Annotated in this window: 25 protein-coding genes; 9 read left to right on the forward strand and 16 right to left on the reverse strand. The window is 71.9% G+C overall.

What is annotated here, in order from left to right:
• Window positions 1–173: 173 nt before the first annotated feature.
• Complete coding sequence (locus ACWFQ8_RS10475) at window positions 174–1,448, forward strand: PTS transporter subunit EIIC (protein ID WP_453785785.1); 1,275 nt, start codon at window positions 174–176, stop codon at window positions 1,446–1,448.
• A gap of 82 nt (window positions 1,449–1,530) precedes the next feature.
• On the opposite strand, the gene ACWFQ8_RS10480 is transcribed toward ACWFQ8_RS10475, so the two are convergent.
• Window positions 1,531–2,283: an MBL fold metallo-hydrolase gene (locus ACWFQ8_RS10480; RefSeq protein ID WP_453785786.1), complete on the reverse strand. Its 753-nt coding sequence runs from the start codon at window positions 2,281–2,283 to the stop codon at window positions 1,531–1,533.
• Window positions 2,284–2,496: 213 nt separating this feature from the next.
• On the opposite strand from ACWFQ8_RS10480, the gene ACWFQ8_RS10485 reads away from it, so the two are divergent.
• Both ACWFQ8_RS10485 and ACWFQ8_RS10490 read left to right on the forward strand, forming a co-directional pair.
• Window positions 2,497–2,916 (forward strand): hypothetical protein, encoded by a 420-nt coding sequence (locus ACWFQ8_RS10485; protein WP_453785787.1) that lies wholly within the window; start codon window positions 2,497–2,499, stop codon window positions 2,914–2,916.
• On the forward strand, window positions 2,913–3,260 hold the full coding sequence (locus ACWFQ8_RS10490) for a DUF488 domain-containing protein (protein WP_453785788.1): 348 nt from the start codon (window positions 2,913–2,915) through the stop codon (window positions 3,258–3,260). The genes ACWFQ8_RS10485 and ACWFQ8_RS10490 overlap by 4 nt, the downstream gene beginning before the upstream one ends.
• A 224-nt stretch (window positions 3,261–3,484) precedes the next feature.
• On the opposite strand, the gene ACWFQ8_RS10495 is transcribed toward ACWFQ8_RS10490, so the two are convergent.
• The 7 genes from ACWFQ8_RS10495 to clpS form a co-directional block, all read right to left on the reverse strand.
• On the reverse strand, window positions 3,485–4,435 hold the full coding sequence (locus ACWFQ8_RS10495; protein WP_453785789.1) for a PLP-dependent cysteine synthase family protein: 951 nt from the start codon (window positions 4,433–4,435) through the stop codon (window positions 3,485–3,487).
• Window positions 4,435–4,722, reverse strand: a complete 288-nt coding sequence (locus ACWFQ8_RS10500) for a MoaD/ThiS family protein (protein ID WP_453785790.1) — start codon at window positions 4,720–4,722, stop codon at window positions 4,435–4,437. The genes ACWFQ8_RS10495 and ACWFQ8_RS10500 overlap by 1 nt, the downstream gene beginning before the upstream one ends.
• 83 nt (window positions 4,723–4,805) lie before the next feature.
• Complete coding sequence (locus tag ACWFQ8_RS10505) at window positions 4,806–4,913, reverse strand: putative leader peptide (RefSeq protein ID WP_384543889.1); 108 nt, start codon at window positions 4,911–4,913, stop codon at window positions 4,806–4,808.
• A gap of 77 nt (window positions 4,914–4,990) precedes the next feature.
• Entirely contained in the window at window positions 4,991–5,413 is a 423-nt protein-coding gene (locus ACWFQ8_RS10510) for a Mov34/MPN/PAD-1 family protein (RefSeq protein WP_453785791.1), read from the reverse strand.
• Between the two features lie 87 nt (window positions 5,414–5,500).
• Window positions 5,501–6,943: an amino acid permease gene (locus tag ACWFQ8_RS10515; RefSeq protein ID WP_453785792.1), complete on the reverse strand. Its 1,443-nt coding sequence runs from the start codon at window positions 6,941–6,943 to the stop codon at window positions 5,501–5,503.
• 352 nt (window positions 6,944–7,295) lie between these two features.
• Entirely contained in the window at window positions 7,296–7,907 is a 612-nt protein-coding gene (locus ACWFQ8_RS10520; RefSeq protein WP_453785793.1) for a DUF2017 domain-containing protein, read from the reverse strand.
• A complete protein-coding gene (gene clpS, locus ACWFQ8_RS10525; RefSeq protein ID WP_453785794.1) occupies window positions 7,907–8,221 on the reverse strand; it encodes an ATP-dependent Clp protease adapter ClpS in 315 nt (104 codons plus the stop codon). Before clpS ends, ACWFQ8_RS10520 begins: the two co-directional genes overlap by 1 nt.
• An 80-nt stretch (window positions 8,222–8,301) precedes the next feature.
• Between clpS and ACWFQ8_RS10530 the strand changes: the two genes are divergently transcribed.
• Window positions 8,302–9,630 carry a nicotinate phosphoribosyltransferase gene (locus ACWFQ8_RS10530; protein WP_453785795.1) on the forward strand — a complete coding sequence of 443 codons (1,329 nt, stop codon included), beginning with the start codon at window positions 8,302–8,304 and terminating at the stop codon, window positions 9,628–9,630.
• 148 nt (window positions 9,631–9,778) lie between these two features.
• Window positions 9,779–10,381, forward strand: coding sequence for an isochorismatase family protein (locus ACWFQ8_RS10535; RefSeq protein WP_453785796.1), 603 nt, complete (start codon window positions 9,779–9,781; stop codon window positions 10,379–10,381).
• A gap of 47 nt (window positions 10,382–10,428) precedes the next feature.
• Here ACWFQ8_RS10535 and ACWFQ8_RS10540 read toward each other — a convergent pair whose 3' ends face one another.
• Together ACWFQ8_RS10540 and ACWFQ8_RS10545 are read right to left on the reverse strand one after the other, a co-directional pair.
• On the reverse strand, window positions 10,429–10,755 hold the full coding sequence (locus tag ACWFQ8_RS10540) for a hypothetical protein (RefSeq protein WP_453785797.1): 327 nt from the start codon (window positions 10,753–10,755) through the stop codon (window positions 10,429–10,431).
• A 112-nt stretch (window positions 10,756–10,867) separates the two neighbouring features.
• A complete protein-coding gene (locus ACWFQ8_RS10545) occupies window positions 10,868–13,249 on the reverse strand; it encodes an immune inhibitor A domain-containing protein (RefSeq protein ID WP_453785798.1) in 2,382 nt (793 codons plus the stop codon).
• 446 nt (window positions 13,250–13,695) lie between these two features.
• Here ACWFQ8_RS10545 and ACWFQ8_RS10550 point away from each other — a divergent pair, with 446 nt between their 5' ends.
• Entirely contained in the window at window positions 13,696–13,971 is a 276-nt protein-coding gene (locus ACWFQ8_RS10550) for a hypothetical protein (RefSeq protein WP_453785799.1), read from the forward strand.
• A gap of 111 nt (window positions 13,972–14,082) precedes the next feature.
• Here the strand turns inward: ACWFQ8_RS10550 and ACWFQ8_RS10555 are convergent, their stop codons facing one another.
• Both ACWFQ8_RS10555 and ACWFQ8_RS10560 read right to left on the reverse strand, forming a co-directional pair.
• A complete protein-coding gene (locus ACWFQ8_RS10555) occupies window positions 14,083–14,805 on the reverse strand; it encodes an RDD family protein (RefSeq protein ID WP_453785800.1) in 723 nt (240 codons plus the stop codon).
• 76 nt (window positions 14,806–14,881) lie between these two features.
• Window positions 14,882–16,468, reverse strand: coding sequence for an RDD family protein (locus tag ACWFQ8_RS10560; protein ID WP_453785801.1), 1,587 nt, complete (start codon window positions 16,466–16,468; stop codon window positions 14,882–14,884).
• 448 nt (window positions 16,469–16,916) lie between these two features.
• On the opposite strand from ACWFQ8_RS10560, the gene ACWFQ8_RS10565 reads away from it, so the two are divergent.
• Window positions 16,917–17,396 carry an SsgA family sporulation/cell division regulator gene (locus tag ACWFQ8_RS10565; RefSeq protein WP_453785802.1) on the forward strand — a complete coding sequence of 160 codons (480 nt, stop codon included), beginning with the start codon at window positions 16,917–16,919 and terminating at the stop codon, window positions 17,394–17,396.
• 71 nt (window positions 17,397–17,467) lie between these two features.
• Here ACWFQ8_RS10565 and ACWFQ8_RS10570 read toward each other — a convergent pair whose 3' ends face one another.
• Complete coding sequence (locus tag ACWFQ8_RS10570; protein WP_453785803.1) at window positions 17,468–18,850, reverse strand: FAD-binding oxidoreductase; 1,383 nt, start codon at window positions 18,848–18,850, stop codon at window positions 17,468–17,470.
• A gap of 96 nt (window positions 18,851–18,946) precedes the next feature.
• Here ACWFQ8_RS10570 and ACWFQ8_RS10575 point away from each other — a divergent pair, with 96 nt between their 5' ends.
• Window positions 18,947–20,482 carry a tetratricopeptide repeat protein gene (locus ACWFQ8_RS10575; protein ID WP_453785804.1) on the forward strand — a complete coding sequence of 512 codons (1,536 nt, stop codon included), beginning with the start codon at window positions 18,947–18,949 and terminating at the stop codon, window positions 20,480–20,482.
• A 221-nt stretch (window positions 20,483–20,703) separates the two neighbouring features.
• Here ACWFQ8_RS10575 and hppD read toward each other — a convergent pair whose 3' ends face one another.
• A complete protein-coding gene (gene hppD, locus ACWFQ8_RS10580; protein ID WP_453785805.1) occupies window positions 20,704–21,849 on the reverse strand; it encodes a 4-hydroxyphenylpyruvate dioxygenase in 1,146 nt (381 codons plus the stop codon).
• Between the two features lie 143 nt (window positions 21,850–21,992).
• Between hppD and ACWFQ8_RS10585 the strand changes: the two genes are divergently transcribed.
• Entirely contained in the window at window positions 21,993–22,541 is a 549-nt protein-coding gene (locus tag ACWFQ8_RS10585; protein ID WP_453785859.1) for an Lrp/AsnC family transcriptional regulator, read from the forward strand.
• Window positions 22,542–22,646: 105 nt separating this feature from the next.
• On the opposite strand, the gene ACWFQ8_RS10590 is transcribed toward ACWFQ8_RS10585, so the two are convergent.
• Window positions 22,647–23,429: a S16 family serine protease gene (locus ACWFQ8_RS10590; protein WP_453785860.1), complete on the reverse strand. Its 783-nt coding sequence runs from the start codon at window positions 23,427–23,429 to the stop codon at window positions 22,647–22,649.
• A 171-nt stretch (window positions 23,430–23,600) separates the two neighbouring features.
• Window positions 23,601–24,242 (reverse strand): IclR family transcriptional regulator, encoded by a 642-nt coding sequence (locus tag ACWFQ8_RS10595; protein ID WP_007264382.1) that lies wholly within the window; start codon window positions 24,240–24,242, stop codon window positions 23,601–23,603.
• Between the last annotated feature and the right edge of the window lie 165 nt (window positions 24,243–24,407).

A 24,407-nucleotide genomic window follows, 5' to 3' on the forward strand; every position in this document is an offset into this window, starting at 1 on the left:
CCACAGGAAATTGAAGGTTCCTTATCTAACGCTCACCGTGTTACAACTGGTCTACACCAGATATTGGTGTAGACCACGTGGGCCTGTCTGCGCTCGCGTCACCCCCATTTCCGAGACGTCGCCATCCCCCGTGCTCATCCCCCGGGCGGCGCCTTGCCCACTGGAGGAACCACATGTCCACAGCGACCGAAGCTGCGGAAAAGAAGAAGGGCGCTGGCGTGATGGCCGTCATGCAGCGCATCGGCCGGAGCCTCATGCTCCCCGTTGCCGTGCTGCCCGCCGGCGCGCTCCTGCTCCGCCTGGGCGCGGACGACATGCTGGGCGACAAGGACGTCTTCCCGACCTTCGTCCTGAAGATCGCCGGCTACATGGCCGCCGGTGGTGGCGCGATCCTCGACAACATGGCGCTGCTGTTCGCCGTCGGCATCGCGATCGGCTTCGCGAAGAAGTCGGACGGTTCCACCGCCCTGGCCGCCGTCACCGGCTACCTGGTCTTCAAGAACGTGCTCGCCACGTTCACCGACAGCAACCTCCCCCAGGTGGCCAAGGTCGTCGGCGGCAAGATCGTCAACGTGGACGCCCCGGTCAACGCCGGTGTGCTCGGTGGTGTCGTGATGGGTCTCATCACCGCGCTGCTGTACCAGAAGTTCTACCGGACCAAGCTGCCGGACTGGGCGGGCTTCTTCGGCGGCCGCCGCCTCGTCCCGATCCTCTCCGCCCTGGCGGGCCTGGTCACCGGTATCGTCTTCGGTCTCATCTGGCCGGTCCTGGGCACGGGTCTGCACAACTTCGGTGAGTGGCTGACCGGTTCCGGCGCCGTCGGCGCGGGCATCTTCGGTGTCGCCAACCGCGCGCTCATCCCGATCGGCATGCACCACCTGCTGAACTCCTTCCCGTGGTTCCAGGCCGGTTCGTTCGACACCGCCAACGGCGCCGTCCACGGCGACATCGGCCGCTTCCTCGCAGGTGACCCGACCGCCGGACAGTTCATGACCGGCTTCTTCCCGATCATGATGTTCGCCCTCCCGGCGGCCTGCCTCGCGATCGTCCACTGCGCCCGCCCCGAGCGCCGCAAGGTCGTCGGCGGCATGATGTTCTCCCTCGCGCTCACCTCCTTCGTCACCGGTGTGACCGAGCCGATCGAGTTCACCTTCATGTTCATCGCCCCGGTGCTGTACGCGATCCACGCGGTGCTGACCGGTGTCTCCATGGCGCTCACCTGGTCCCTGGGCATGCGCGACGGCTTCGGCTTCTCGGCCGGCCTCGTCGACTTCCTGCTGAACCTGGGCATCGCGGAGAAGCCGTGGATGCTGGCGGGCGTCGGCCTCTGCTTCGCGGTGGTCTACTACGTCATCTTCCGCTTCGCGATCACGAAGTGGAACCTCCCGACGCCGGGCCGCGAGTCCGACGAGGAGCTCGCCGAGCTGGCGAAGGCCGAGGCCAAGTAGGGCCCCTGCCGCCCGCGGCGCACACGACCGGAGCCCCCGCCCTCAAGAAGGCGGGGGCTCCGGCGTGCGTTCGGAGGGAGCCTCAGATCTCGTAGACCGCGCCCGAGTGCGCGAGGGCGACGGGGCCGTCGTAGACGGCGCGGGCGTCGGCCAGGTTCTGCCGGGCGTCGGTCCACGGCGGGACGTGCGTCAGGACGAGCCGGCCGACGCCGCCGCCGCGCGCGTACTCGCCGGCCTCGCGCCCGTTGAGGTGGAGGCCGGGGATGTCCTCCTTGCCGTGGGTGAAGGAGGCCTCGCAGAGGAACAGGTCGGCGCCCTCGGCGAGCAGGCCCAGCTCGGGGCAGGCGCCGGTGTCCCCGGAGTACGTGAGCGAGCGCCCGCCGTGCTCGATGCGGATGCCGTACGCCTCGACGGGGTGGCTGACCCGTTCGGTGCGGATCTTGAACGGGCCGATCCGGAAGGTCCCGGACTTCAGGGTGCGGAAGTCGAAGACCTCGCTCATCGAACGCTCGTGGGGGATGTCGTCGTACGCGGTGACCAGGCGCTTCTCGGTGCCCTCGGGGCCGTAGACCGGGATGGTGCCGCAGCGGCCGCCGTCGTGCCGGTAGAAGCGGGCGACGAAGTACGCGCACATGTCGATGCAGTGGTCGGCGTGCAGGTGGCTCAGGAAGATCGCGTCGAGGTCGTAGAGGCCGCAGTGGCGCTGGAGCTCGCCCAGGGCGCCGTTGCCCATGTCGAGGAGCAGCCGGAAGCCGTCGGCCTCGACGAGGTAGCTCGAACAGGCCGATTCCGCGGACGGGAACGACCCCGAACAGCCGACGACGGTGAGCTTCATGGAGCGTGAACCTCCGAGGACGGTCCGTGGACGGAATGCGGGCCGTGCGTGGGTCGAGCGTAAGGCGCGAAACGTCCGGTCGCTCCTCCACGGCGGGCCGTTGTGGGGGGAATCACCTGCGCTGTCACCCGGGGGAGCGAAGGGGCCTCGGACGTTGCCGCGGGCCGCCATGATCGGCGGGACACCCCCGGGCGGCGCGGCTACGGTCGTTGTATGGACACGTCCTGGTGGCCGGCGGTGGCCGCCGCCGTGGCGGTGGCGCTCGTACTGCTGGTCGCCGGGCGGCGCTCGGGCCGTCCCCGCCGGGCCCCGGCGGCGCACGGCACCGGTCCGCCGCCGCGGCCCCGGCCGGGTGAGCTGTGGTGTCTGGGCGACGGGCGGATGTGCCTGGTCGTGGCGGTGGGCCCGGTACGGGGGCACCGGGCGCGGGTCGCGCTGATCACCGGGAAGTACGACGACCGGCGGGCCGGGGTGATCCCGCTGCCGCCGGGGACGGTCGGGGCGCACGGCCGTGCCGGTTTCCTTGAGGCGGACCGGCCTCTGGACGTGTCCGTGTGGGAGTTCCGCCGGCGGCTGGGGACGCTGGATCCGGCGCTGTGGGACGAGGCCAAGGGACTGGGAGGTGGGCGGTGATCCGTCTGCGTCGGGTGTACGAGGCCCCGGAGCCGGGGGCCGATGGCGTACGGGTGCTCGTGGACCGGCTCTGGCCGAGGGGACTGGCGAAGGCGGACGCGGCGGTGGACGAGTGGCCGCGGGCGCTCACGCCGTCGACGGAGCTGCGGAAGTGGTTTCACGGGGGTGGCTCCGCCGGGGAGTTCCGGGCTCGGTACGAGGCGGAGCTGGGGGCGCCGGAGGCGGCGGCGGAGCTGGAGCGGCTGCGGGGGTTGGCGGGGGCCGGGCCGCTGACGCTGCTGACCGCGGTCAAGGACCCGTCCACCGGCCACGCCGCGATCCTGGCGGAGCTGCTGGGCGACTGATCCCCTTGCCGGTGCTTCCCGGGGGTCCGCCGCCCGGACCCCGCGCGCCGAACGCCGACGGGCGGGGGCTGGACGGGCCCGGCCGCGAGCCGGAGGCGGCGCCGCGCCGCTGCGACGGGCGCGCCGCCGCGGCGGCCGGGGGCGCGGAGCCGCATGCGCGATCCGCGGCACGGGCGCCGACGGGGGGACATCCCCCGGCCCGTCGGTGGTGCGGCTCCGCAGGGCTACGCCCAGAGTTGGCCCTGGAGGGCCTCGATGGCCTCTTCGGTGGTGGCCGCCGTGTAGACGCCCGTCGAGAGGTACTTCCAGCCGCCGTCGGCCACGACGAAGACGATGTCCGCGGGTTCGCCCGCCGCCACGGCCTTGCGTCCCACGCCGATCGCCGCGTGCAGGGCGGCTCCGGTGGAGACGCCCGCGAAGATGCCCTCCAGTTGCAGCAGCTCCCGGGTGCGGGTGACCGCGTCCGCCGAGCCCACCGAGAAGCGCGTGGTCAGCACGGAGGCGTCGTACAGCTCCGGGACGAAGCCCTCGTCCAGGTTGCGCAGGCCGTAGACCAGGTCGTCGTACCGCGGTTCGGCCGCGACGATCTTGATGCCCTCGACGTTCTCGCGCAGGTAGCGGCCGACGCCCATCAGGGTGCCGGTCGTGCCCAGGCCCGCCACGAAGTGGGTGATGGACGGGAGGTCGGCGAGGATCTCCGGGCCCGTCGTGGCGTAGTGCGCGCCCGCGTTGTCCGGGTTGCCGTACTGGTAGAGCATCACCCAGTCGGGGTGCTCCGCCGCCAGTTCCTTGGCCACCCGGACCGCGGTGTTCGAGCCGCCGGCGGCCGGCGACGGGATGATCTCGGCTCCCCACATGGCCAGCAGGTCGCGCCGCTCCTGGCTGGTGTTCTCCGGCATGACGCAGACGATGCGGTAGCCCTTGAGCTTGGCCGCCATCGCCAGCGAGATGCCGGTGTTGCCCGAGGTGGGCTCCAGGATCGTGCAGCCCGGGTACAGCCGGCCGTCCTTCTCCGCCTGCTCGACCATGTGGAGCGCGGGGCGGTCCTTGATCGAGCCGGTCGGGTTGCGGTCCTCCAGCTTGGCCCAGATGCGGACGTCCGCGGAGGGCGACAGCCGGGGCAGCCGGACCAGCGGCGTGTTGCCGACCGCGGCCAGGGGGGAGTCGTAGCGCATTACTTCGATCCGCCGGCCACGGCCGGGAGGATGGTGACGCTGTCGCCGTCCTTCAGCGCGGTGGAGATGCCGTCGAGGAAGCGGACGTCCTCGTCGTTGAGGTAGACGTTCACGAAGCGGCGCAGCTCGCCGCCCTTGGCCTCGTCGACGATGCGCTCCTGGATGCCCTTGTGGCGCGTCTCCAGGTCCGAGAAGAGGTCGGCGAGGGTGGCGCCCTCACCGTTCACGGCCTTCTCGCCGTCGGTGTAGGTGCGGAGGATGGTGGGGATGCGGACCTCGATGGCCATGTCTGGCTCCAGTCGTGAAGAAGTAGGGGGTGCGGGCGCGGGGGCGCGGTTCGTCGGCCCCCCGCGCTACGGGGCTCTGGTGCTCAGACGGCAGGACAGATGGCGCTGGCGAGTCGGCACAGGTCGACGTGCAGCCGCGCCACGAGCAGCAGCCTGCCGGGCGTCTCGATGCTCACGTCGTGGGGAACCATGCGGTCATGTTAACGATTCCCGGTCCCCGGTTTGGAGTGTGATCCCGCATCGTGGACGGCAACCGCTCACATAGTGGTCAGTAGCCTGCTACGACCCGCACTTCTTCCTCGGTGATGACGCCCTCGACGATCCGGTACGAGCGGAACTGGAACTCCCCGAGGCCGTCCTCGTCCGCCGTCGAGACCAGCACGTAGTGGGCGCCGGGCTCGTTCGCGTAGGTGACGTCCGTGCGCGAGGGGTAGGCCTCGGTCGCGGTGTGGGAGTGGTAGACGATCACCGGCTCCTCGTCGCGGTCGTCCAGCTCGCGGTACAGCTTGAGGAGGTCCTTCGAGTCGAACTCGTAGAACGTGGGCGAGCGGGCCGCGTTGAGCATCGGGACGAACCGCTCGGGGCGGTCGGTGCCCGCCGGGCCGGCCACGACGCCGCACGCCTCGTCGGGGTGGTCCCGGCGGGCGTGCTCGACGATCTGGTCGTACAGGGCGCGGGTGAGGGTCAGCATGAGCGACAGGATAAGCAGACGGGCCCTCCCGTACCGAGGTGTGGTACGGGAGGGCCCGAATACTGGACAGAGGCCTTGCCGGAGGCGCTACGAGGCCTTGGTGAAGGCGGCGCCGCGCGGGTTGCGGGACTTGAGGACCAGGTAGGCCACGCCCAGCAGCAGGCCCCACAGCGGAGCGCAGTACAGCGAGACGCGGGCGTCCTTGTCCACGCCCATCATCACGATGACCATGCCGATGAACAGCAGCGCGAACCAGCTGGTCCACGGGGCGCCGGGGGCGCGGAAGGTCGACTGCGGCAGTTCGCCCCGGTCGGCCTTGGCGCGGTAGCGGATCTGGCAGACCAGGATCATGATCCAGGCCCACATGCCGGAGATGGTGGCGAAGGAGACGACGTAGTCGAAGGCCTTGCCCGGGGCGACGTAGTTGATCCAGACGCCCACCAGCATCAGCGCGGCGGAGAAGGTGGTGCCGATGAGCGGGGTGCCGTTCTTCGTCAGCTTGGTGAAGAACGTGGGGCCCTGGCCGTTGAGGGCGAGGTCGCGCAGCATGCGGCCGGTGGAGTACATGCCCGAGTTGCAGGAGGACAGGGCCGCGGTCAGCACCACGAAGTTCACGATGGCGGCGCCGACGCCCAGGCCCATGCGCTCGAAGGCGGCGACGAAGGGCGAGACACCGGGCTGGAAGTGCGTCCACGGGACGACCGACAGGATCATGATCAGCGCGCCGACGTAGAAGACGGCGATGCGCCACGGCACGGTGTTGATGGCCTTGGGCAGGGTCTTCTCGGGGTCCTTGGACTCGCCGGCGGTGACGCCGACCAGCTCGACCGCGAGGAAGGCGAACATGACGATCTGCAGGGTCATCAGCGTGCCGCCGATGCCCTTGGGGAAGAAGCCGCCGTCGTTCCACAGGTTGCTGACGGTGGCGGTGTCACCCGCGTCGGAGAAGCCGATGGTCAGGATGCCGGCGCAGATCAGGATCATGCCGACGATGGCGGTGACCTTGACCATGGAGAACCAGAACTCCAGCTCACCGAAGAGCTTCACGGAGATGAGGTTGGCGCCGTAGAGGATGACCGTGAAGATCAGCGCGTAGGCCCACTGCGGGAAGCTGTCGTGGGTCCAGTACGCCATGTACTGCGCGGCGGCGGTGACCTCGGTGATGCCGGTGACCACCCAGAAGAGCCAGTACGTCCAGCCGGTCACGTACCCCCAGAACGGGCCCAGGAACTCGCGGGCGTAGTCCGAGAAGGAACCGGAGACGGGGCGGTACATGAGCAGCTCGCCCAGGGCCCGCATGATGAAGAAGATGACCAGGCCCGCGATGGCGTAGGCCAGGATCAGGCTCGGGCCGGCCTTGGAGATCGCCTTGCCGGCGCCCAGGAACAGGCCGGTGCCGATGGCTCCGCCGATCGCGATCATCTGGATCTGGCGGGCTCCGAGCGCGCGGTGGTAACCGTCCCCGCCGCCGTCGCCCGAGGTGCCCTCGCCGGGCGTCTTGCCGTGCTGCTCGACCTGCACAGAGGTCATGTCTGGTGCGCCTTTCTCCACGCCGACCCGCGCCTTCGACAGGCCGCGGATCGGGTCCTCGATCCCCCCGGATACGGATGGAGTTGCACGCCGGCGGTCAGCCGGTTCAAGCAGGCCGGGAGACATGGGTGGCGTCCCGTCGGCGGTCGTGAAGATTTATCACGGGCTTACGGGTGTGCGGGGGGAAGAAAGGTGACGTGAGGCACCAAAATTTCGGGACAAAGACCCTGGAACAGATCAGATCACCGCACGGCGGTGATCTGATCGTTATCCGGATTTGAGCGTCCGCTGAGCGAACGGCGCAGCTGCGGCGGGAGCGCCGGCCGCGCCCCGCGGGAGCCCCCGGGAAGGCTCAGAGGGTCTCGATGAGGGTCTCCTGGAGACCGCCGAGCCAGAGGTACGCCATCACCATCGGCTTGCGCGGATCATCGTCCGGCAGCCGGAACAGCAGGGCGCTCTCGTCGTCCTCGGTGATCTCCAGGCGGGCCGCGATGGTCAGCCGCAGGTCGTTGAGCGCGCCGAGCCAGTGCAGCGGCTCCTGCCCGGTGAGCTCCAGCACGGCCGCCCCGTCGCCGCCCGGACTGAGCGCGTCCAGGCTCCGTACGACGGCGAGCGCGTCCTCCCGCTTGCGGGTGCGCAAGTCGTTCTCGGTGAAGCGGCGGAACTCGGCCGAGCGGGCCGCGAGCTCCTCGGGGTCCACGCCCGCGTCGCCGGCGCCGTCGGGCGCCCCGTACGCGTCGGGGAAGAGCCGGGCCAGTGCCGGGTCGGCGGGGGGCTCGGAGGGCCCCTCGGCGAACAGGGCCGCCAGCGGGTCGGCGTCCTCGGCGGGCTCGGGGGCGCCGGGGCCGATCAGCTCCAGCAGTTGGACGGCGAGGGAGCGCAGGATGGAGATCTCGATCTCGTCGAGGGCGATGGCGGCGCCGCCGCCGCCCAGGCTCTCGAACATGCCGGCGGGCCGCCCCATCAGAAGCGGTCCTGGGAGAGGGTCGCCCACAGGCCGTAGCCGTGCATGGCCTGCACGTCGCGCTCCATTTCCTCGCGGGTGCCGCTGGAGACGACCGCCCGCCCCTTGTGGTGGACGTCGAGCATCAGCTTGTGCGCCTTGTCCTTGGAGTAGCCGAAGTACGCCTGGAACACGTACGCCACGTAGCTCATGAGGTTGACCGGGTCGTTGTGCACCAGGGTCACCCAGGGGACGTCGGGTTCGGGGACCACGAAGGTCTCTTCGGCCGATTCGGTGCGTTCGATCTCAATGGGAGCAACACTCACTCGTCCCATGCTGCCACTGCGACGGGCCCGTCGCACAAACGGGGCCTACATCTCGTCACTCTGACGAAATGTGCGCTAGCATCCGTCATATGAACCCTGCGGACCTGGGCCTGCCGGTCGACGTACCGTCGACGGCGCTCTTCACGGACCATTACGAGCTCACGATGCTGCAGGCCGCGCTGGCCAACGGCACCGCCGACCGCCGCTCGGTCTTCGAGGTCTTCACCCGGCGGTTGCCCGAGGGGCGCCGCTACGGGGTGGTCGCCGGAACGGGCCGGGTGCTGGACGCGGTGGAGAACTTCCGCTTCGACGGCGCGGTACTGGAGTTCCTGCGCGAGCGGGCCGTCGTCGACATGCGGACCCTGGACTGGCTGGCCTCCTACCGCTTCTCCGGCGACATCTGGGGCTACCCGGAGGGGGAGGTCTACTTCCCCGGCTCGCCGATCCTGCGGGTGGAGGGCAGCTTCGCCGAGTGCGTGCTGCTGGAGACGGTGATCCTCTCGATCCTGAACCACGACTCGGCGATCGCGGCGGCGGCGTCGCGGATGTCCTCGGCGGCGGGCGGGCGCCCGCTCATCGAGATGGGCGCGCGGCGCACCCACGAGCTGGCGGCGGTGGCCTCGGCCCGGGCCGCGTACGTGGGCGGCTTCACCTCGACCTCGGACCTGGCGGCCGGCTTCCGGTACGGGATCCCGACGGTCGGTACGAGCGCCCACGCCTTCACGCTGGTGCACGACGCCGAGCGGGACGCGTTCACGGCGCAGGTGGCCTCGCTGGGCCGGGGCACGACCCTGCTGGTGGACACCTACGACGTGGCCGAGGCGGTGCGCACGGCCGTGGAGGTCGCGGGTACGGAGCTGGGCGCGGTCCGCATCGACTCCGGCGACCTGCTGCTGGTCGCGCACCGGGTGCGGCAGCAGCTGGACGAGCTGGGCGCGACCTCGACGCGGATCGTGGTCACCTCGGACCTGGACGAGTACGCGATCGCTTCGATGGCGGCCGCCCCGGTCGACGCGTACGGGGTGGGCACGCAGCTGGTGACGGGCAGCGGGCACCCGACCTGCTCGATGGTCTACAAGCTGGTGGCGCGGGCGACCTCGGCGGACCCTAAGGCGGCGCTGGCGCCGGTGGCCAAGAAGTCCTCGGGCGGCAAGACCTCGATCGGAGGCCGCAAGTGGGCGGCCCGCCGGGTCGACGCGGAGGGCGTCGCCGAGGCGGAGGTCGTCGGCACCGGTCCGGTGCCGGCCGCGCTGGCGGACCGGCAGCTCCTGACGCAGCTGGTCAAGGCGGGCGAGGTCGTCGCCCGCGAGCCGCTGGAGGCCGCCCGCGACCGCCACCGCGCGGCGCGCGCGGGGCTGCCGCTCTCCGCGACGCAGCTCTCGCGCGGCGAGGCCGTGATCCCGACGGAGTACGCGTAACCCTGCGGCGCGTGCGGCCCCGCCGGCGTGGGAGGCGCGGGGTCCGGGGCGAGGCCCCAGTTTCGGGAAGGGGCGGGGTGGGGGAAGAGCCCCCGCAGGGCCCCGCCGCACCACACCAACAGAACCGTCAAGCCGAAGGGCACGCGACATGCACCGCGCACTGATCGTCGTCGACGTACAGAACGACTTCTGCGAGGGCGGCAGCCTCGCGGTCACGGGCGGAGCCGACGTCGCCGCCGCCATCACCGAGCTCATCGGACAGGCCACGCCCGGGTACCGGCACGTCGTCGCCACCCGGGACCACCACATCGACCCGGGCTCCCACTTCGCGCACCCGCCGGCCGAGCCGGACTACGAGACCTCCTGGCCCGTCCACTGCGTCGCCGGGACCGAGGGCGTCGGCTTCCACCCGAACTTCGCGCCCGCCGTGGCGTCGGGCGCCGTCGCCGCCGTGTTCGACAAAGGGGCGTACGAGGCCGCGTACAGCGGCTTCGAGGGGGCCGACGAGAACGGCGCGGCCCTCGCCGACTGGCTGCGGGACCGGCACGTGAGCGAGGTCGACGTGGTCGGGATCGCCACCGACCACTGCGTTCGGGCCACCGCCCTCGACGCCGTCCGGGCCGGGTTCACGACCCGGGTGCTGCTGGACCTGACGGCCGCCGTCGCCCCGCACACCGCCGCGCGGGCCCTGGAGGAGCTCCGGTCCGCCGGAGTCCGCCTGCTCGGCGGCCAGGCCCCGAGCGCCGCCTAGCGTCCGCCGGGGGCCGGGAGGGCCCCTCCCGGCCCCCGGCACCCCGGTCAGGGGCTGGTCGCGCCGTTCAGGAGGGCCCGGATCGGGTGCCACAGCTCCTCCGCGCGGTCCGGCGCGCAGCGCCACAGGAGGCCGTCCGGGTGGTGCAGGACCGCCGTGACCTCGTCGGGGGTCGGCGGCTGCGCGTTGCCCCGCAGGTAGACGGCCCGCATGCCGAGGTTCCGCAGCCTGGTCAGGGCGCGGGCCCGGTTCGCGGCGTGCACCAGCACGCGGACGTTTCCGATGTCGCCGCCCCCGCCGAGTGAGGGCCTCGGCAGTGTGAGCGCGACCACCACACTGCCGCCCGGCAACCTGACGAAACCTCCACCTGGCATGACTGTCATCTCCCCCGTCAATAAGAATCTGGCACCACGCATCTAAACGCGAACGGCCGCCGCCCGCTAGAGGGCGACGGCCGATCACGCTTTGACCTGCGGTTTTACCGGACTACTTGGAGGAGGGACCGACCTCGACCGTCATGACGAGACCGTCGTAGGTCTCCTTGAGGATCTTGATCTTGGTGTTGGTGTCAGTGACCTTCACCGAGCCGGTCGGGTTCTCGTCGTAGAAGTACTTGCCCTTGCGGTCGTCGAAGACCAGGTTGGCCGGCTTCGGCTTCAGGAAGAGCGACTCGCCGTTCTTGTGCAGCGTGAACGCGTCCGTGGAGTAGGCGCTGAAGGTCGCGTCGTACGGCTGGATCTTGTTGCGCAGCAGCGTGCCGTCCGCCCACTTCATGGGCTTGGCGTTGGCGTCGATCGGGAGGATCAGACCCTGGCCCGGGTGCTGGCTGGTGTTGTTGTCCTTCTGGGAGGTGTCCCACTGCCAGATCAGCAGACCGTCCTGGTAGGGGTAGTGCTCGACCCAGTCCGGACGGGTGCTGCCGAAGCCGAAGTTGTACGGGCCGACCTTGAGGGTCTGGTCGTACGAGACGTAGCGGCGGTTCTCGGCCAGGTAGTACTGCGCGTACTCCTTGGTGAAGCCGGCCCCGATGCGCGAGAAGCCCTTGCCGGTCCAGCCGTTGTCGCCGTTCTCGGCGCCGTCGGTGAACAGCGCGGTGCCGTTCGCGGTGAGGGTGATGGCGTCGGCCGTGAAGCCCTTGCCGCCCGCGCCGCCGTCCGTCTGGTAGCGGAAGCGGAGGTCGACCTTCTTGCCCGCGTAGGCGTCGAGCGGGAAGCTCAGCGTCTTCCAGGCCTCGGAGGCGCCGGTCAGCGACGGGTTGCCGCCCGCGTCGACCGGGAGGGCCACGCCGTCGGCCGTACCCGCGAGGGCGGTCCAGTTGGCGCCGCCGTCGGTGGACACCTCGGTGTAGAGGAAGTCGTACTCGGCCTCGATGTCCCACCAGCCCTTGAGGGACAGGGCGGCGGTGGACTTGCCGGTGAGGTCGACCGAGCGGGTCAGGGTGTTCTTGAGGTCGTCACCCATGTTGCTCCACCACTGCGAGGAGCCCTCGGCGGGAGCGACGACATCGGTCTTGACCTGCTTCTTGGGCAGCTCGACGACCAGCGCCTGCTTGTCCTTGGTGTTGTACTCCGCGACGCCCAGCTTGTGCGTGGACTTCGTGGCGGCCTTGGCCCGGTCGTAGTTGAGCCAGCCCAGCTGGAGCTTGTCCCAGGCGGTCATGTCGCCCGGCATGTCGCCTATGGACTCCTTGCCGGTGCCGAGCCAGGAGCCGGCCGACATCAGGGACCAGAAGCCGACGCTGTTCTCGCCGCCGCCGGAGGTGTCGTAGAGGTCCGGCAGGCCGAGGTCGTGGCCGTACTCGTGCGCGAAGACACCGAGGCCGCCGTTCTCGGGCTGCATCGTGTAGTCGCCGACCCAGATGCCGGTGTCACCGATCTGCGCGCCGCCGGCCTTGTTGTTCTCCGGGCCGGTCTTGCCCGCGCTGGTGCCGTACGCGTACCAGCGGTGCGCCCACAGCGCGTCCGGGCCCTGCACGCCGCCGCCGGCCGACTCGTCCTCGCCCGCGTGGACGATCTGGAAGTGGTCGATGTAGCCGTCGGACTCGTTGAAGTTGCCGTCGGCGTCGAAGTCGTAGCGGTCCCACTGGTCGTACTGGGACAGCTGCGCCTTGATCTGCGCGTCGGTCTTGCCGGCCTGCTTCTGGGCCTGCGTCCACGCGAGGACGCCGTCCTTGACGGTGTCCCACACGTTGGAGCAGTTGCTCTGGCCGCAGTAGTTCGAGCCGTAGCGGGCCTCGTTGTACGGGACCTTGACCCAGTCGGAGACCTCGCCCTCGACCGAGTAGCGGCCCGAGGAGGTCTTCTCGTAGTAGGTCTTCAGCGAGTGCTTGCCCTGGCCGGTACCGAAGTACAGCTCCTGGAAGTACTCGCGGCTGAAGTCCTTGCGCCAGGCGGTGCTGTTGTCGTTGTTGCGGTCGGGCTGCGCGATCTGGTTGCGCTGCGGACCGGGGGTGCCCCCGTACTTCGGGACGGGCGGCTTGGGGCCGGGGCCGTCGGGGTCGTGCATGGTCGTGCCGTCGACCTGGTCGCCGAACTCGACGAGGATCGTGAAGATCTTGTCGGTCTTCTCGCGGCCGAGCTCGACGTACTTCTTGTCGTCGAGCTTGACGACCTTCGAGGCGCCGCGCTGCTCCACGTCCTTCTTGCCGCTCAGCACCTGTTCCAGGGCGGCCTCGCGGGCCTGCTCCTGCTGCTTGCTGAACGGACCCTCCAGGTCGTGCTTGACCTTTTCCTTGGCCGGGGCGGTCGGGTCCTGGCGGTCGGCGGCCGGAGCACCCAGGGGGCTCGGATCGGCCTGTGCGGTGGCCGTGAAGAACACTCCCGAGGCCGCGGTCGCGGCCAAGGTCACACCGACGGCAGCGGTGCGCATCGCTCGTCTACGGGCGGAATGGCTGGTCACTTGATGTCGTTCCCCTCCCGCGGCCGCTACGTAGGTCGGAACTTCTCCATAGGAGCGGGGGGTTCCGCGCGGCGCGCGTCTCAAGTGACGACATTTGACCGGAGAGAAGCAAGAAAAGACAGACCTTGACTTGGTCCTTACAACTGCACTATGCGGTCAGCCAGTTCCGCTATCCGGACGTTCTGTTGACTTATGGGGCGAAGGGCGCTTCCAAGCCGTACATCCGTCGCATCTGCGCCATGTTTCGACGCCTGCGGCAGCGCACGGAATGAACCCGTGCGCCCCCCGTGCTCCAGCACCGTGGGTTAGGTCACGCTTACTGGCGGTTCCGCTCGGGCATCTCCCGAAGTAGAGTCACTTGACGCGCGACCTAGTTGAGCCGACTCCCCCTCCCCTCCCTGAGGACGGATATCGCCATGCCGCGTCCGACTGCCGCACAGCTCGCCTACGGGTCCGCCACCGTCGTCGTGTCGACCATCGCCATGCTGCTGCTCTCACGGACGAGCACCGGGTGGGGAGTCGCGGTCGTCTCCGCGGCCGCCCTCGCCCTCGGTCTGCTCGTCGCCGTCACCGTCCCGGCCCCCCGGCGCCGGGGCCGCCACGCGGCCCGCACGGGCACTGCCGCAACTCCCGCCGGCACCCGGGCGCCCGAGCCCCGGACGACTGCGGCCGAGCACCCCGTGCACCACTGAGCCCGCTCCCGGGATCCCGCTCCCGTACGGGCGCGGACCCGGGCACGACGCGGCGCGGGCGGCCTCCCCGGAGGGGGACCGCCCGCGAATCGGCATGCCCTGCGCGGGCGTTCAGTTCGAGCGGACCACCACGGTCTTGGCCACCTTGTCGTGCAGGCCCTGCTTGTAGGGCTTGTCGACGAGGATCGAGACGATGAGCGCGATCGGCCACAGGCAGTAGCAGCAGATCAGCGTCGGCAGCCAGAGCAGGGCGGCGCGGCTCAGGGACGGGCCGGACTGCGGGACGGTGCCGTCGTTGAGCATCGCGACCCGCAGGCCCATCGCCTTCTTGCCGAGGGTCTGGCCGTTCTTCTTCGTGAACCACCAGTCGTACCCGACGTACGCGACGATCGAGATCAGGGTCATGACCAGGCCGCTGCCGCTGTAGGACTTGGTGAAGACCTCGGTGACGTCCTCGCCCTGGTTCGTCTCGACCGAGTACCGGTTCGTGCCGACGGCCAGTTGGATGAGGAACAGCGGCACGGCGATGATCAGTACGTCGATGATGCGGGCGGCGAGCCGCTTGCCGATGTCGGCGAGCGGGGGCATCCCGGCGAGCGGATCCGGCATGCCGCCGCTACCGCCGTAGGGGTCGCCGCCACCGCCGTACGGGGGCGGCGGCGGGGGCGGGAACCCTCCGCCGCCCGCGCCACCGGGGGGTGGGGGCGGGTAACCGCCTCCGGGCGGCGGCGAGCCGTACGGCGAACCGCCCGACGGAGGCGTCGGTTCCTGGGGCTTCTTGAGGAACGGGTCGTCCTCGGGCGGCTGGCCCGGCGGCGGCTGGTCGGTACTCATGGCCCGAGTCGAACCCGGGTCCGCCGACGCCGCAACGGGAGCGGTCCATTCGGGGGAGGGAGGCCCGCCGGGCGGCTCAGCGGGCCACGTACGTCTTCGCCGCCTTGTCGTGCCAGGCCTGGCGGCGCGGGCGGTCCACGAGGCACCACAGGCTGCCGGGGAGGCCGAGGAACGCGTACACGAGCCAGCGGAGCAGGGCGGCGCCGAAGGTGGGCGGACGCAGGGTGGCGGTGGACAGGACCCGGACTCCGCAGAGCTTCTTGCCCGGGGTGCGGCCCCAGCGGGCGGTGGGCAGCACCTCGTAGAGGACGCCGAAGAGCAGGACGGCCGCGAGGACCAGGCCCAACTGGCCCGCGACGGTGCCGTCGACCAGCCAGACGGTGGTGGTGCGGCCGCTGCTGCGGGCGGCGTCCACCTTCGCCTGGAGGTGGGCGCCGGCGGCGGGGACGAGGGGCAGGGCGGCGCCGGCCGCGACGGCGGCGAGCACGAGGGAGTCCAGGGCGCGCGCCAGGGCCCGGCGCGGCAGCCCGGCGGGCCGTACGGCGCGCCGGGCCATCCGCTCGAACACCTCCCGGGGCGTACCGGCGCGGGCGGCCCTGGAGCCCTCCCGCCCCTCTTCGGAGCCGGGCGTCCAGGACCGGGTGCCGCCGGCGGCCGGTTCCGCGGCCCGGTCGGCCGCCGCGCCGTCGGCTTCGGGCCGGGGCACCGACGGGCGGACTCCCGCGGGCCTGGGCTGCCACACCTCCGGGCGCGGGGCCGCCGAGCGGTCCGGGACCTCCGGGATGCCGGGGCGGACCTCGTCGGGGCGGCGGGTGGCGGGCTCGGGCCGGGCCGGGCGGTCCTCGTCGGGCCGGGGCGCGGCCGGGGCGGGTGCGGGCGGGGCGGGTGCGAGCGGGGCGGGCGCGGGCGGGGCGGGTGCGGGCGCCTGAGCGGGCCAGGAGGTGGTGTAGCCGGAGCCTGAGCCGCTGCCGCCGGGAGCCTCGGGCCACTCGGCGGCCGGGACGACGGGCGCGTCCGCCACCGGGTACCGGGCCGCCGGGGAACGCGCCGAGAGGATGCCCTCGACGGGCTGCGCCGGGAACCGCTGTACGGGGACGGGGGCCTCGGCGGCCGCCTGACCGGGGGCGGGGGCCTCGGCGGCCGCCTGACCGGGGGCGGGGGCCGCCGCGGCCTCCGCCGTTCGGGCGAGGGAGATCCCGGCGCCGGGCGCATCCGCCGGCTCCGCCGGGCCGCCCCACGAGACCCGGCGGTCGCGCGGCCCGCCGAAGCCGGCCTGGTGCAGGGGGTCGGCCTGCCACACCACGGGCTCGGCGGCCGACTCGGGCAGCGCCTCGGTCATGGAGGTCTTGTCCAGGAACACCGGCCCGGTCGCGTCGGCGGGCGCGGGGGGCGCGACCTGCGCGGGGGGCGCGACCGGCGCCACGGGCCCCACGGGCCCCACGGGAGCGACACGCGTGGCGGGGACGACGGGCTCGGCAGGCGGGACGGGGGCGGGGCTCGCGGCGGGAACGGGGCTCGCGGCGGGGCCCGGGTTCGCGGCGGGACGGCTCGTACCGGGGACCCAGGCCGCGCCGTTCCAGTACCGGACGTAGCCGGGGATGGACGGATCGGGGTAGTAGCCCTCGCGGGCCGCGTGCTCGCCGTCACCAGGGGAGGCCGTCAATGTCCCCAACTCCGATCGTGGCTTGAGGCTTGTGCAGGGGAGGACCATAGCCAAGAACCGCACCGCGACAGGTCCGGTAACGGGAGACTCCCAGCGTCTCCGATCCGCCCCCGTTTCCCCGCCGGACGCACGCCGCGTCCGGTTCGAGGATGTGTTCCCATCGCCGCGGGATGGCGCTCCCCCTCCTCACCGTCAGTACTGTCATCCGATCAACGACACGGCGCTCGAAAGGTCACGCACTCGATCGGCGAACCTCTGTCCGGCTCCCGTGCGACCGCGACAGCCGTCGATTTCCGGTCACCCGAAAGATTTCAGCCAATCTTCGGTCCGGTGCGCGAAGTCGCGTCATACCCGGGCACATCGGGGCTCTCTCCGGGTGCGGGGCGCGATCCGGCCCCGCACCCCGAAGCGATGCCGAGCGCACGCAGCGCACCGAAGTGAGGCCGTCATGCACCACCCCGCCGTCGAGCGCGAGTTGGAACTCAAGCTGGTCCTGTCCCCCGAGCGCACCGTGCCCGTCCCCGCCCGGCTGCTCTACCGCACGGACGAGCCGTACGCCGTCCACATCACCTTCCACACCGGCTCCAGCACCCCGGTCGACTGGACCTTCGCCCGCGAGCTGCTGGTCGAGGGGGTGTTCCGCCCCTGCGGCCACGGCGACGTGCGGATCTGGCCCACGAAGGTCGAGGGCAAGGCCGTGCTGTGCATGGCGCTCAGCTCCCCCGACGGCGACGCCCTCCTGGAGGCCCCCGCCGCCCCCGTGTCGGCCTGGCTGGAGCGCACCCTGCGGATCGTCCCGCCGGGGACCGAGGCCGAACGCCTGGGCCTGGACGCGGCGCTGGCCGAGCTGCTCGCCCCGACCCCGGCCGACGAGCTCTGGATGCGCGACCCGTGGCCCTCGGACGAGTCGGCGGACGGGGACCAGTGAGGCCCGCTCCCGGGCCCCGGCCCGCCGGGTACGCCGGACCCGCCCGGTGCGCCCGCCCGGTGCGCCCCCGGTCAGAACAGCTTGCCCGGATTGAGCAGCCCCAGCGGGTCGAAGGCGTGCTTGACCGAGCGCTGCATCTCCAGGCCCACCGGGCCGAGTTCGCGGGCCAGCCACTCCTTCTTGAGTACGCCCACCCCGTGCTCGCCGGTGATCGTCCCGCCCAGCTCCAGCCCCAGCTCCATGATCCGGTCGAAGGACTCGCGGGCCCGCCGCGTCTCGTCCTCGTCGGCCGGGTCGAAGCAGACCACGGGGTGGGTGTTGCCGTCGCCGGCGTGTGCGCAGACCCCGATGAGCAGGTCGTACGCGCGGGCGACGGCGGCCGTCCCCTCCAGCATCTCGGCGAGCCGCGAGCGCGGCACGCACACGTCGTCGATCATCGTGGCGGGCCGCAGCGCCTCCAGTGCCGTCAGGGACATCCGGCGTGCCTGGAGCAGCAGTTCCGACTCGGCCTCGTCCTCGGCGGGCACCACGGCGGTGGCCCCCGCGGCGGTGCACAGCTCCCCCACGGCCGCGAGGTCCTCGGGGGCGTGCGGGGTGTCGAAGGCCGCGAGCAGCAGGGCCTCGGTGCTCTCGGGCAGTCCCATCTTCCCCAGCGCGTTGACGGCACGCACCGTCGTACGGTCCATCAGTTCCAGCAGCGAGGGCGTCAGTCCGGCCTCCATGACGGCGCAGACGGCCGCGCAGGCGGCCGCGGCCGAGGGGAACTCGGCCGCCAGGGCGAGCTGCCGGGGCGGCTTGGGCCGCAGGGCCAGAACGGCCTGCACCACGACGCCGAGGCTGCCCTCGGAGCCCACGAAGAGCCGGGTGAGGTCGTACCCGGCGACGCCCTTGGCGGTACGCCGGCCCGTGCGCAGCAGCCGCCCGTCGGCCAGGACCACGTCGAGGCCGAGGACGTACTCGGCGGTGACCCCGTACTTGACGCAGCACAGCCCGCCCGAGGCGGTGCCGATGTTGCCGCCGATGGTGCACTGCTCCCAGCTGGAGGGGTCCGGCGGGTAGTACAGGCCCCGTTCGGCGACGGCCCGGGAGAGGACGGCGTTCACCACGCCCGGTTCGACGACGGCGATCCGGTCGACCGTACTGATCTCCAGGATGCGGTCCATCTTCACCAGGGAGAGGACCACGCAGCCGTCGGAGGCGTTGGCGGCGCCCGACAGTCCGGTCCGGGCGCCCTGCGGGACCACGGGGACCCGGAGCGCGGTGGCGGTGCGCAGGACGTGCCGCACCTGCTCGACGGTGCGCGGCAGGACGACGGCGGCCGGGGTGCCGGCGGCGCAGAAGCTCGCCATGTCGGTGGCGTACGAAGAGGTGACCCGGGGGTCGGTCAGGACGGCCTCGGCCGGGATCCCTTCGCGCAGGCGGGCGACGAGCTGGGCGGAGCGGTCATCATCCATGGGCTCACCCTGGCACCCGGGGCCATCGGTGTGAACACGGCCGCGCTCGTCTTCGGACACCTCGGCGAACTCTTCATATTGACGCACAGTGAGCACATGGACCGTTTCGACGAGGAATCGCAGCAGCCGGCGCCGCCCGTGACCTTCACCGGCCGCAAGACGCTCGTGGCCGCCGCGGTGGCGGTGGTCCTGATCGCGGGGGCCCTGCTGATCCAGCCGGTCCGGGCCGGCGACGACGCCCGCCCGCCGGGACCCAGCGAACGGGCCGCGTCGGCGGTCGGAATGGGCGCGCCCGCGGCGGCCCCGGACGTGACGGCGCTGGTCGCGGACCGGGAGAAGTGGGTGGCCGCGCACGCGGACGACGACGCCTCGTGGGCGGTCCTCGGCTCCGCCTACCTGGAGCAGGCGCGCCGCACCGCGGACTCCGCCTGGTACCCGAAGGCCGAGAAGGCGCTGAAGCGGTCGCTGGAGGTCCGCCCCGCCGAGAAGGGCAACTTCGACGCGATGACGGGCATGGGCGCGCTGGCCAACGCCCGGCGGGACTTCGGTACCGGCAAGCGGTGGGGGGAGCTCGTACGGGCCCAGGCGCCGCGGCGGTGGACGGCGTATCCGGTGCTCGTGGACGCGTACACGGGCCTGGGCGACTACAAGGGCGCGCAGAAGGCCATGGAGCGGCTGCTGGAGCTCCGGCCCGGCCTGGTGGCGCACACCAGGGCCTCGCAGGTCTACCGGGACCGGGGCTGGCGCGAGGACGCGGTGGTGGCGATGGAGCACGCGTCGGCCGCGGCGAAGTCCCCGGCGGAGAAGGCGTACGCGCTGTACCGGCTCGGGGAGCTGGCCTGGGAGCGGGGCGACGCCGGGGAGGCGCTGCGGCAGTACGAGGGGGCGTTGCGCGCCGATCCGGCGCAGGCGCAGGCCCTGGGCGGTCGGGCCCGGGCGCTGGCGGCGCTGGGCCGCAGCGGTGAGGCCGTACGGGACTACCGGATGGCGTTGGGCCGCACGCCGGAACCGAGGCTGGCGCTGGAGCTGGGGGAGCTGCTGGATTCGCTGGGGCGCAAGGAGGAGGCGCGTACTCCGTACGGCCTCCTCGGGGCGCTGGCCGCGGCGGGCGGGAGCGGGGCGCGGGCCGGCGACGACCACGTGCTGCTGGGCCTGTACGAGGCGGACCACGGCGATCCCGCGGCTGCGGTGCGGCGGTTGCGGCAGGAGTGGTCGCGGCACAAGAGCGTGCAGGTGGCGGACGCGCTGGGGTGGGCGCTGCACAGGTCGGGCGACGACACGGAGGCGCTGGAGTACGCGAAGAAGGCGACGGAGCAGGGTTTGCGGAGCGCGGATTTCGCGTACCACCGGGCGATGATCGAACGCGGGCTGGGCGACGAGGCGGCGACCCGGCGCCACCTCCAGGAGGCCCTGCGGACGAACCCGCACTTCTCGCCGGTGCGGGGGCCGCTGGCGAAGGAGGCCCTGGCGGGGATCGGGCAGCCGCCGCCGGGAGGCCCGGAGCACGTCCAGCCGGTCACTCCGTGGGTGGAACCGGAACTCCCGAAGCCGACCGCGCCCGCGGCGACGCCGACCCCGCCCGCGCCGAAGCCGACACCGTCCGCCCCGACACCGTCCGCGACGGCCCGCTGACCCCCGGACGGGACCCCCGGGCTCGCCGGGACCCGCGCCTCGAACGCCGGCGAGGCCGAAACCGCGCCGCAGCCCGCACCCCTCCGGCGGGCGGCGACAGATCCGGCCCCGCCGGCGATCGAGGCGCGGGGGTCCGGGGCCTGAGCCCCCGCAACGGCGACGCGGCAGGGCCCGGCCCCCACCGGAAGGTCACGGCGGGGCCGGGCCACTGGCAGCGGCGGCTAGAGGTTGCCGCGCTTCTCCTGCTCCCGCTCGATCGCCTCGAACAGGGCCTTGAAGTTGCCCTTGCCGAAGCCCATCGACCCGTGCCGCTCGATCATCTCGAAGAAGACCGTCGGCCGGTCCTGCACCGGCTTCGTGAAGATCTGCAGCAGGTAGCCGTCCTCGTCGCGGTCGACGAGGATCTTCAGCTCGCGCAGCGTCTCCACCGGCACCCGCGTCTCGCCCGCCCACTCGCCGAGCGTGTCGTAGTACGAGTCCGGGGTGTCCAGGAACGTGACGCCCGCCGCCCTCATGGACCGCACGGTCGCGACGATGTCGTTCGTGGCCAGCGCGATGTGCTGGACGCCCGCGCCACCGTAGAACTCCAGGTACTCGTCGATCTGCGACTTCTTCTTCGCGATCGCCGGCTCGTTGATCGGGAACTTCACCTTCAGGGTGCCGTCCGCGACCACCTTCGACATCAGCGCCGAGTACTCGGTCGCGATGTCGTCGCCCACGAACTCCTTCATGTTCGTGAAGCCCATGACCTTGTTGTAGAACGCGACCCACTCGTTCATCCGGCCGAGCTCGACGTTGCCCACGCAGTGGTCGATGGCCTGGAAGGTGCGCTTGGCCGGGGGCTCGACCATCGGCTCCACGGCGACGAAGCCGGGCAGGTACGGGCCGCTGTAGTCGCCGCGCTGCACCAGCGTGTGCCGGGTCTGGCCGTACGTCGCGATCGCGGCCAGCACCACCGTGCCGTGCTCGTCCTTGACCTCGTACGGCTCGTCCAGGCCGCGCGCACCGTGCTCGACGGCGTAGGCGTACGCGGCGCGCACGTCCGGGACCTCGATCGCGAGGTCGATCACGCCGTCGCCGTGCTCGGCGACGTGCTCGGCGAGGAAGCGGCCGCGGTCGGTCGTCGCCTTGATGACCGAGGTCAGCACGAAGCGGGCGGCGCCGTTGGTCAGGACGTAGCTGGCGGTCTCGCGCGTGCCGTTCTCCGGTCCGGAGTAGGCGACGAGCTTCATGCCGAAGGCGGTCGAGTAGTAGTGCGCGGCCTGCTTGGCGTTGCCGACGGCGAAGACGACCGCGTCCATTCCCTTGACCGGGAAGGGGTCTGCCTCGCGCGCGGTGCGGGGGGTGGTGTCGAGGGTCTCAGTCATGAGCGCAGAGTCCCGCCGATCCACAAGCTGCGCAATAGTTTCCAAATCTGCTGTACACAATGACCAGCTCAGCCGGAGTATGACTGAGAGATCTGTGCACTATGACCACTCACAGCGCCACCCTCACCACTCCGGAGGAATCCATGGGCATCGACGATCTCGACGGACGGCTCATCGTCCTGCTGGCGCGCGAGCCGCGGATCGGCGTGCTGGAGGCCTCGCGCCGGCTCGGCGTGGCGCGCGGGACGGTGCAGGCCCGGCTCGACCGGCTTCAGTCGAACGGAGTCATCCGCGGCTTCGGCCCGCAGGTCGATCCGGCGGCCCTCGGATATCCGGTGACCGCCTTCGCCACGCTGGAGATCAAGCAGGGCCAAGGAGCTGACGTACGGGCGCACTTGGACGGGGTGCCCGAGGTGCTGGAGCTGCACACCACCACCGGCCACGGGGACATGCTGTGCCGCCTGGTGGCGAGGTCGAACGCCGATCTCCAGCGGGTGATCGACCGGGTCGTCGGTTTTGACGGCATCATGCGGGCTTCGACGGCGATCGTCATGGAGAATCCCGTACCTTTGCGGATCATCCCCTTGGTCGAACAGGCGGCCGAGGACGATGACCGCTGGGCGGCTCCCGCCGGGCACGGCGAGCGCGTACGGGACCGGCGGGCGAGTACGGGACCGGGTGACACGGTGTGAGCTTCCGGGGCCATCCGTCCGACGCCCACGAGCAGCTCCGCACCGACGCCTACCAGCACGCGCCTCGCCGTCACCACCACCGCAACGACGCCGACCGTCCCCTCGTCAGCAGGCCGGAACCGGCTCTCCCCGGTTCAGGGCGCGCAGCGCGTCCACGGCACCCGACAGGGAAGTGACGGGGACCAGCCGGAGCCCCTCGGGGAGTTCGGAACGGGCGTCCGCGCACTCGGCCTTCGGTACGAGGAACACGCTCGCCCCGTCGCGCCGCGCGGCCTGGGTCTTCAGGGCCACCCCGCCGACCGGGCCGACCGCGCCGTCCGCGCCGATGGTGCCCGTACCGGCGATGCTGCGGCCGCCGGTGAGGTCGCCGCCGCTGCCGTCGCCGTCGAGCTTGTCGACGATGCCGAGGGAGAAGAGGAGTCCGGCGCTGGGTCCGCCCACGTCGGCGAGGTTGAGGTCGACCTTCACGGCCTTCGGGTCCTTGTGGAGGTATCCGAGGGCGGCCTGGGCGGCGGTCGACTGAGACTTCTCCATTTCCTCCAGGTTGTGCTCCTCGATCTCCTCGTCGCTTCCGCCCGAGGGGTAGACCGCCTCCTTGGGCATGACCGCCCGGCCGGTGTCGAACCAGTGGCCGACGAGCTCGGGGAGGTTGACGGTCGTGGAGGGCCCGGTGGCCTGGATGGTGGTCATCCGGAGCTGCCCCTGGGTCGCGCGGGTCGGAGCGCCGGTGACGGAGATGACGGGCTTCCCGTCACGGGCGCCCAGCACGTCGGCCGTGAGCCCGGGCTGGGCGATCACGAAGGGCAGCGGCGCGAAGGCCGCGACGGCGAACAGTCCGAGCACGGGCACGGCGCAGACGGCCAGTGCGGCGGGACGCGGCAGACGCATGAGACGAGAGAGCACCCGCCCAATCTAACCGCCCACCCCCGCACCGGCCCCCGCCGTCCACCCGGCCCCGCCGGCGTTCGGGGCGCGGGGTCCGGGGGCGGAGCCCCCGTGGGGGCGGCGCCGCACCCGGCACCCGACCGGCACCGGTACGAGCCACCGCCGAGCCCGCGGCTAGCGCAACGCGTCGGCGACTTCCCGTGCGGCGTCGACCACCCGCGGCCCCACCCGCTCCGGGACCGCATCGGCCAGCATGACGACGCCGACGCTGCCCTCCAGCCCGGTGATCCCCACGAGCGGCGCGGCAGCGCCACTGGCGCCGGCCTCCAGCTCGCCGTGGGTGAGCGTGTACCCGGGCTCGATGAGTGAGCCCTGGCGGGCCGCCAGAATGGCCCGCCCCGCGGCACCCCGGTCCAGCGGGTGGCGGAAGCCGGCCCGGTAGGCCACGTGGTAGTCCGTCCAGGTCGGCTCCACGACGGCGACGGCGAGCGCTTCGGTGCCGTCGACGAGGGTGAGGTGCGCGGTGGCACCTATGTCCTCGGCGAGGGACCGCAGCGCGGGCAGGGCCGCCTCGCGTACGAGCGGGTGCACCTGCCGGCCCAGCCGCAGCACGCCGAGCCCGACGCGGGCCCGGCCACCGAGGTCACGGCGGACCAGGGCGTGCTGTTCGAGGGTGGCGAGCAGGCGGTAGACCACGGTGCGGTTCACACCGAGGCGGTTGGACAGCTCGGTGACGGTCAGACCGTGGTCGGTGTCGGCGAGCAGTTTGAGGACTCTGAGCCCTCTGTCGAGAGTCTGGGAGGTTTCCGCGGTCACGACGCCTCTCCCTCTTTCGGTGAGCGGCGGTGACTCTCGGGGTGGCGCGCCGCCGGTCCCGTGGCGGCGCACGGAGAGACCGCCGGTAGCGGCCATGGCACCGGCTGCGCTCCCGCGGCGGCGCTGCCACGGTGCGTTCGATGCGGGGACACTAGCGATCGGGTT

Source organism: Streptomyces sp. NPDC055254 (assembly GCF_053606025.1).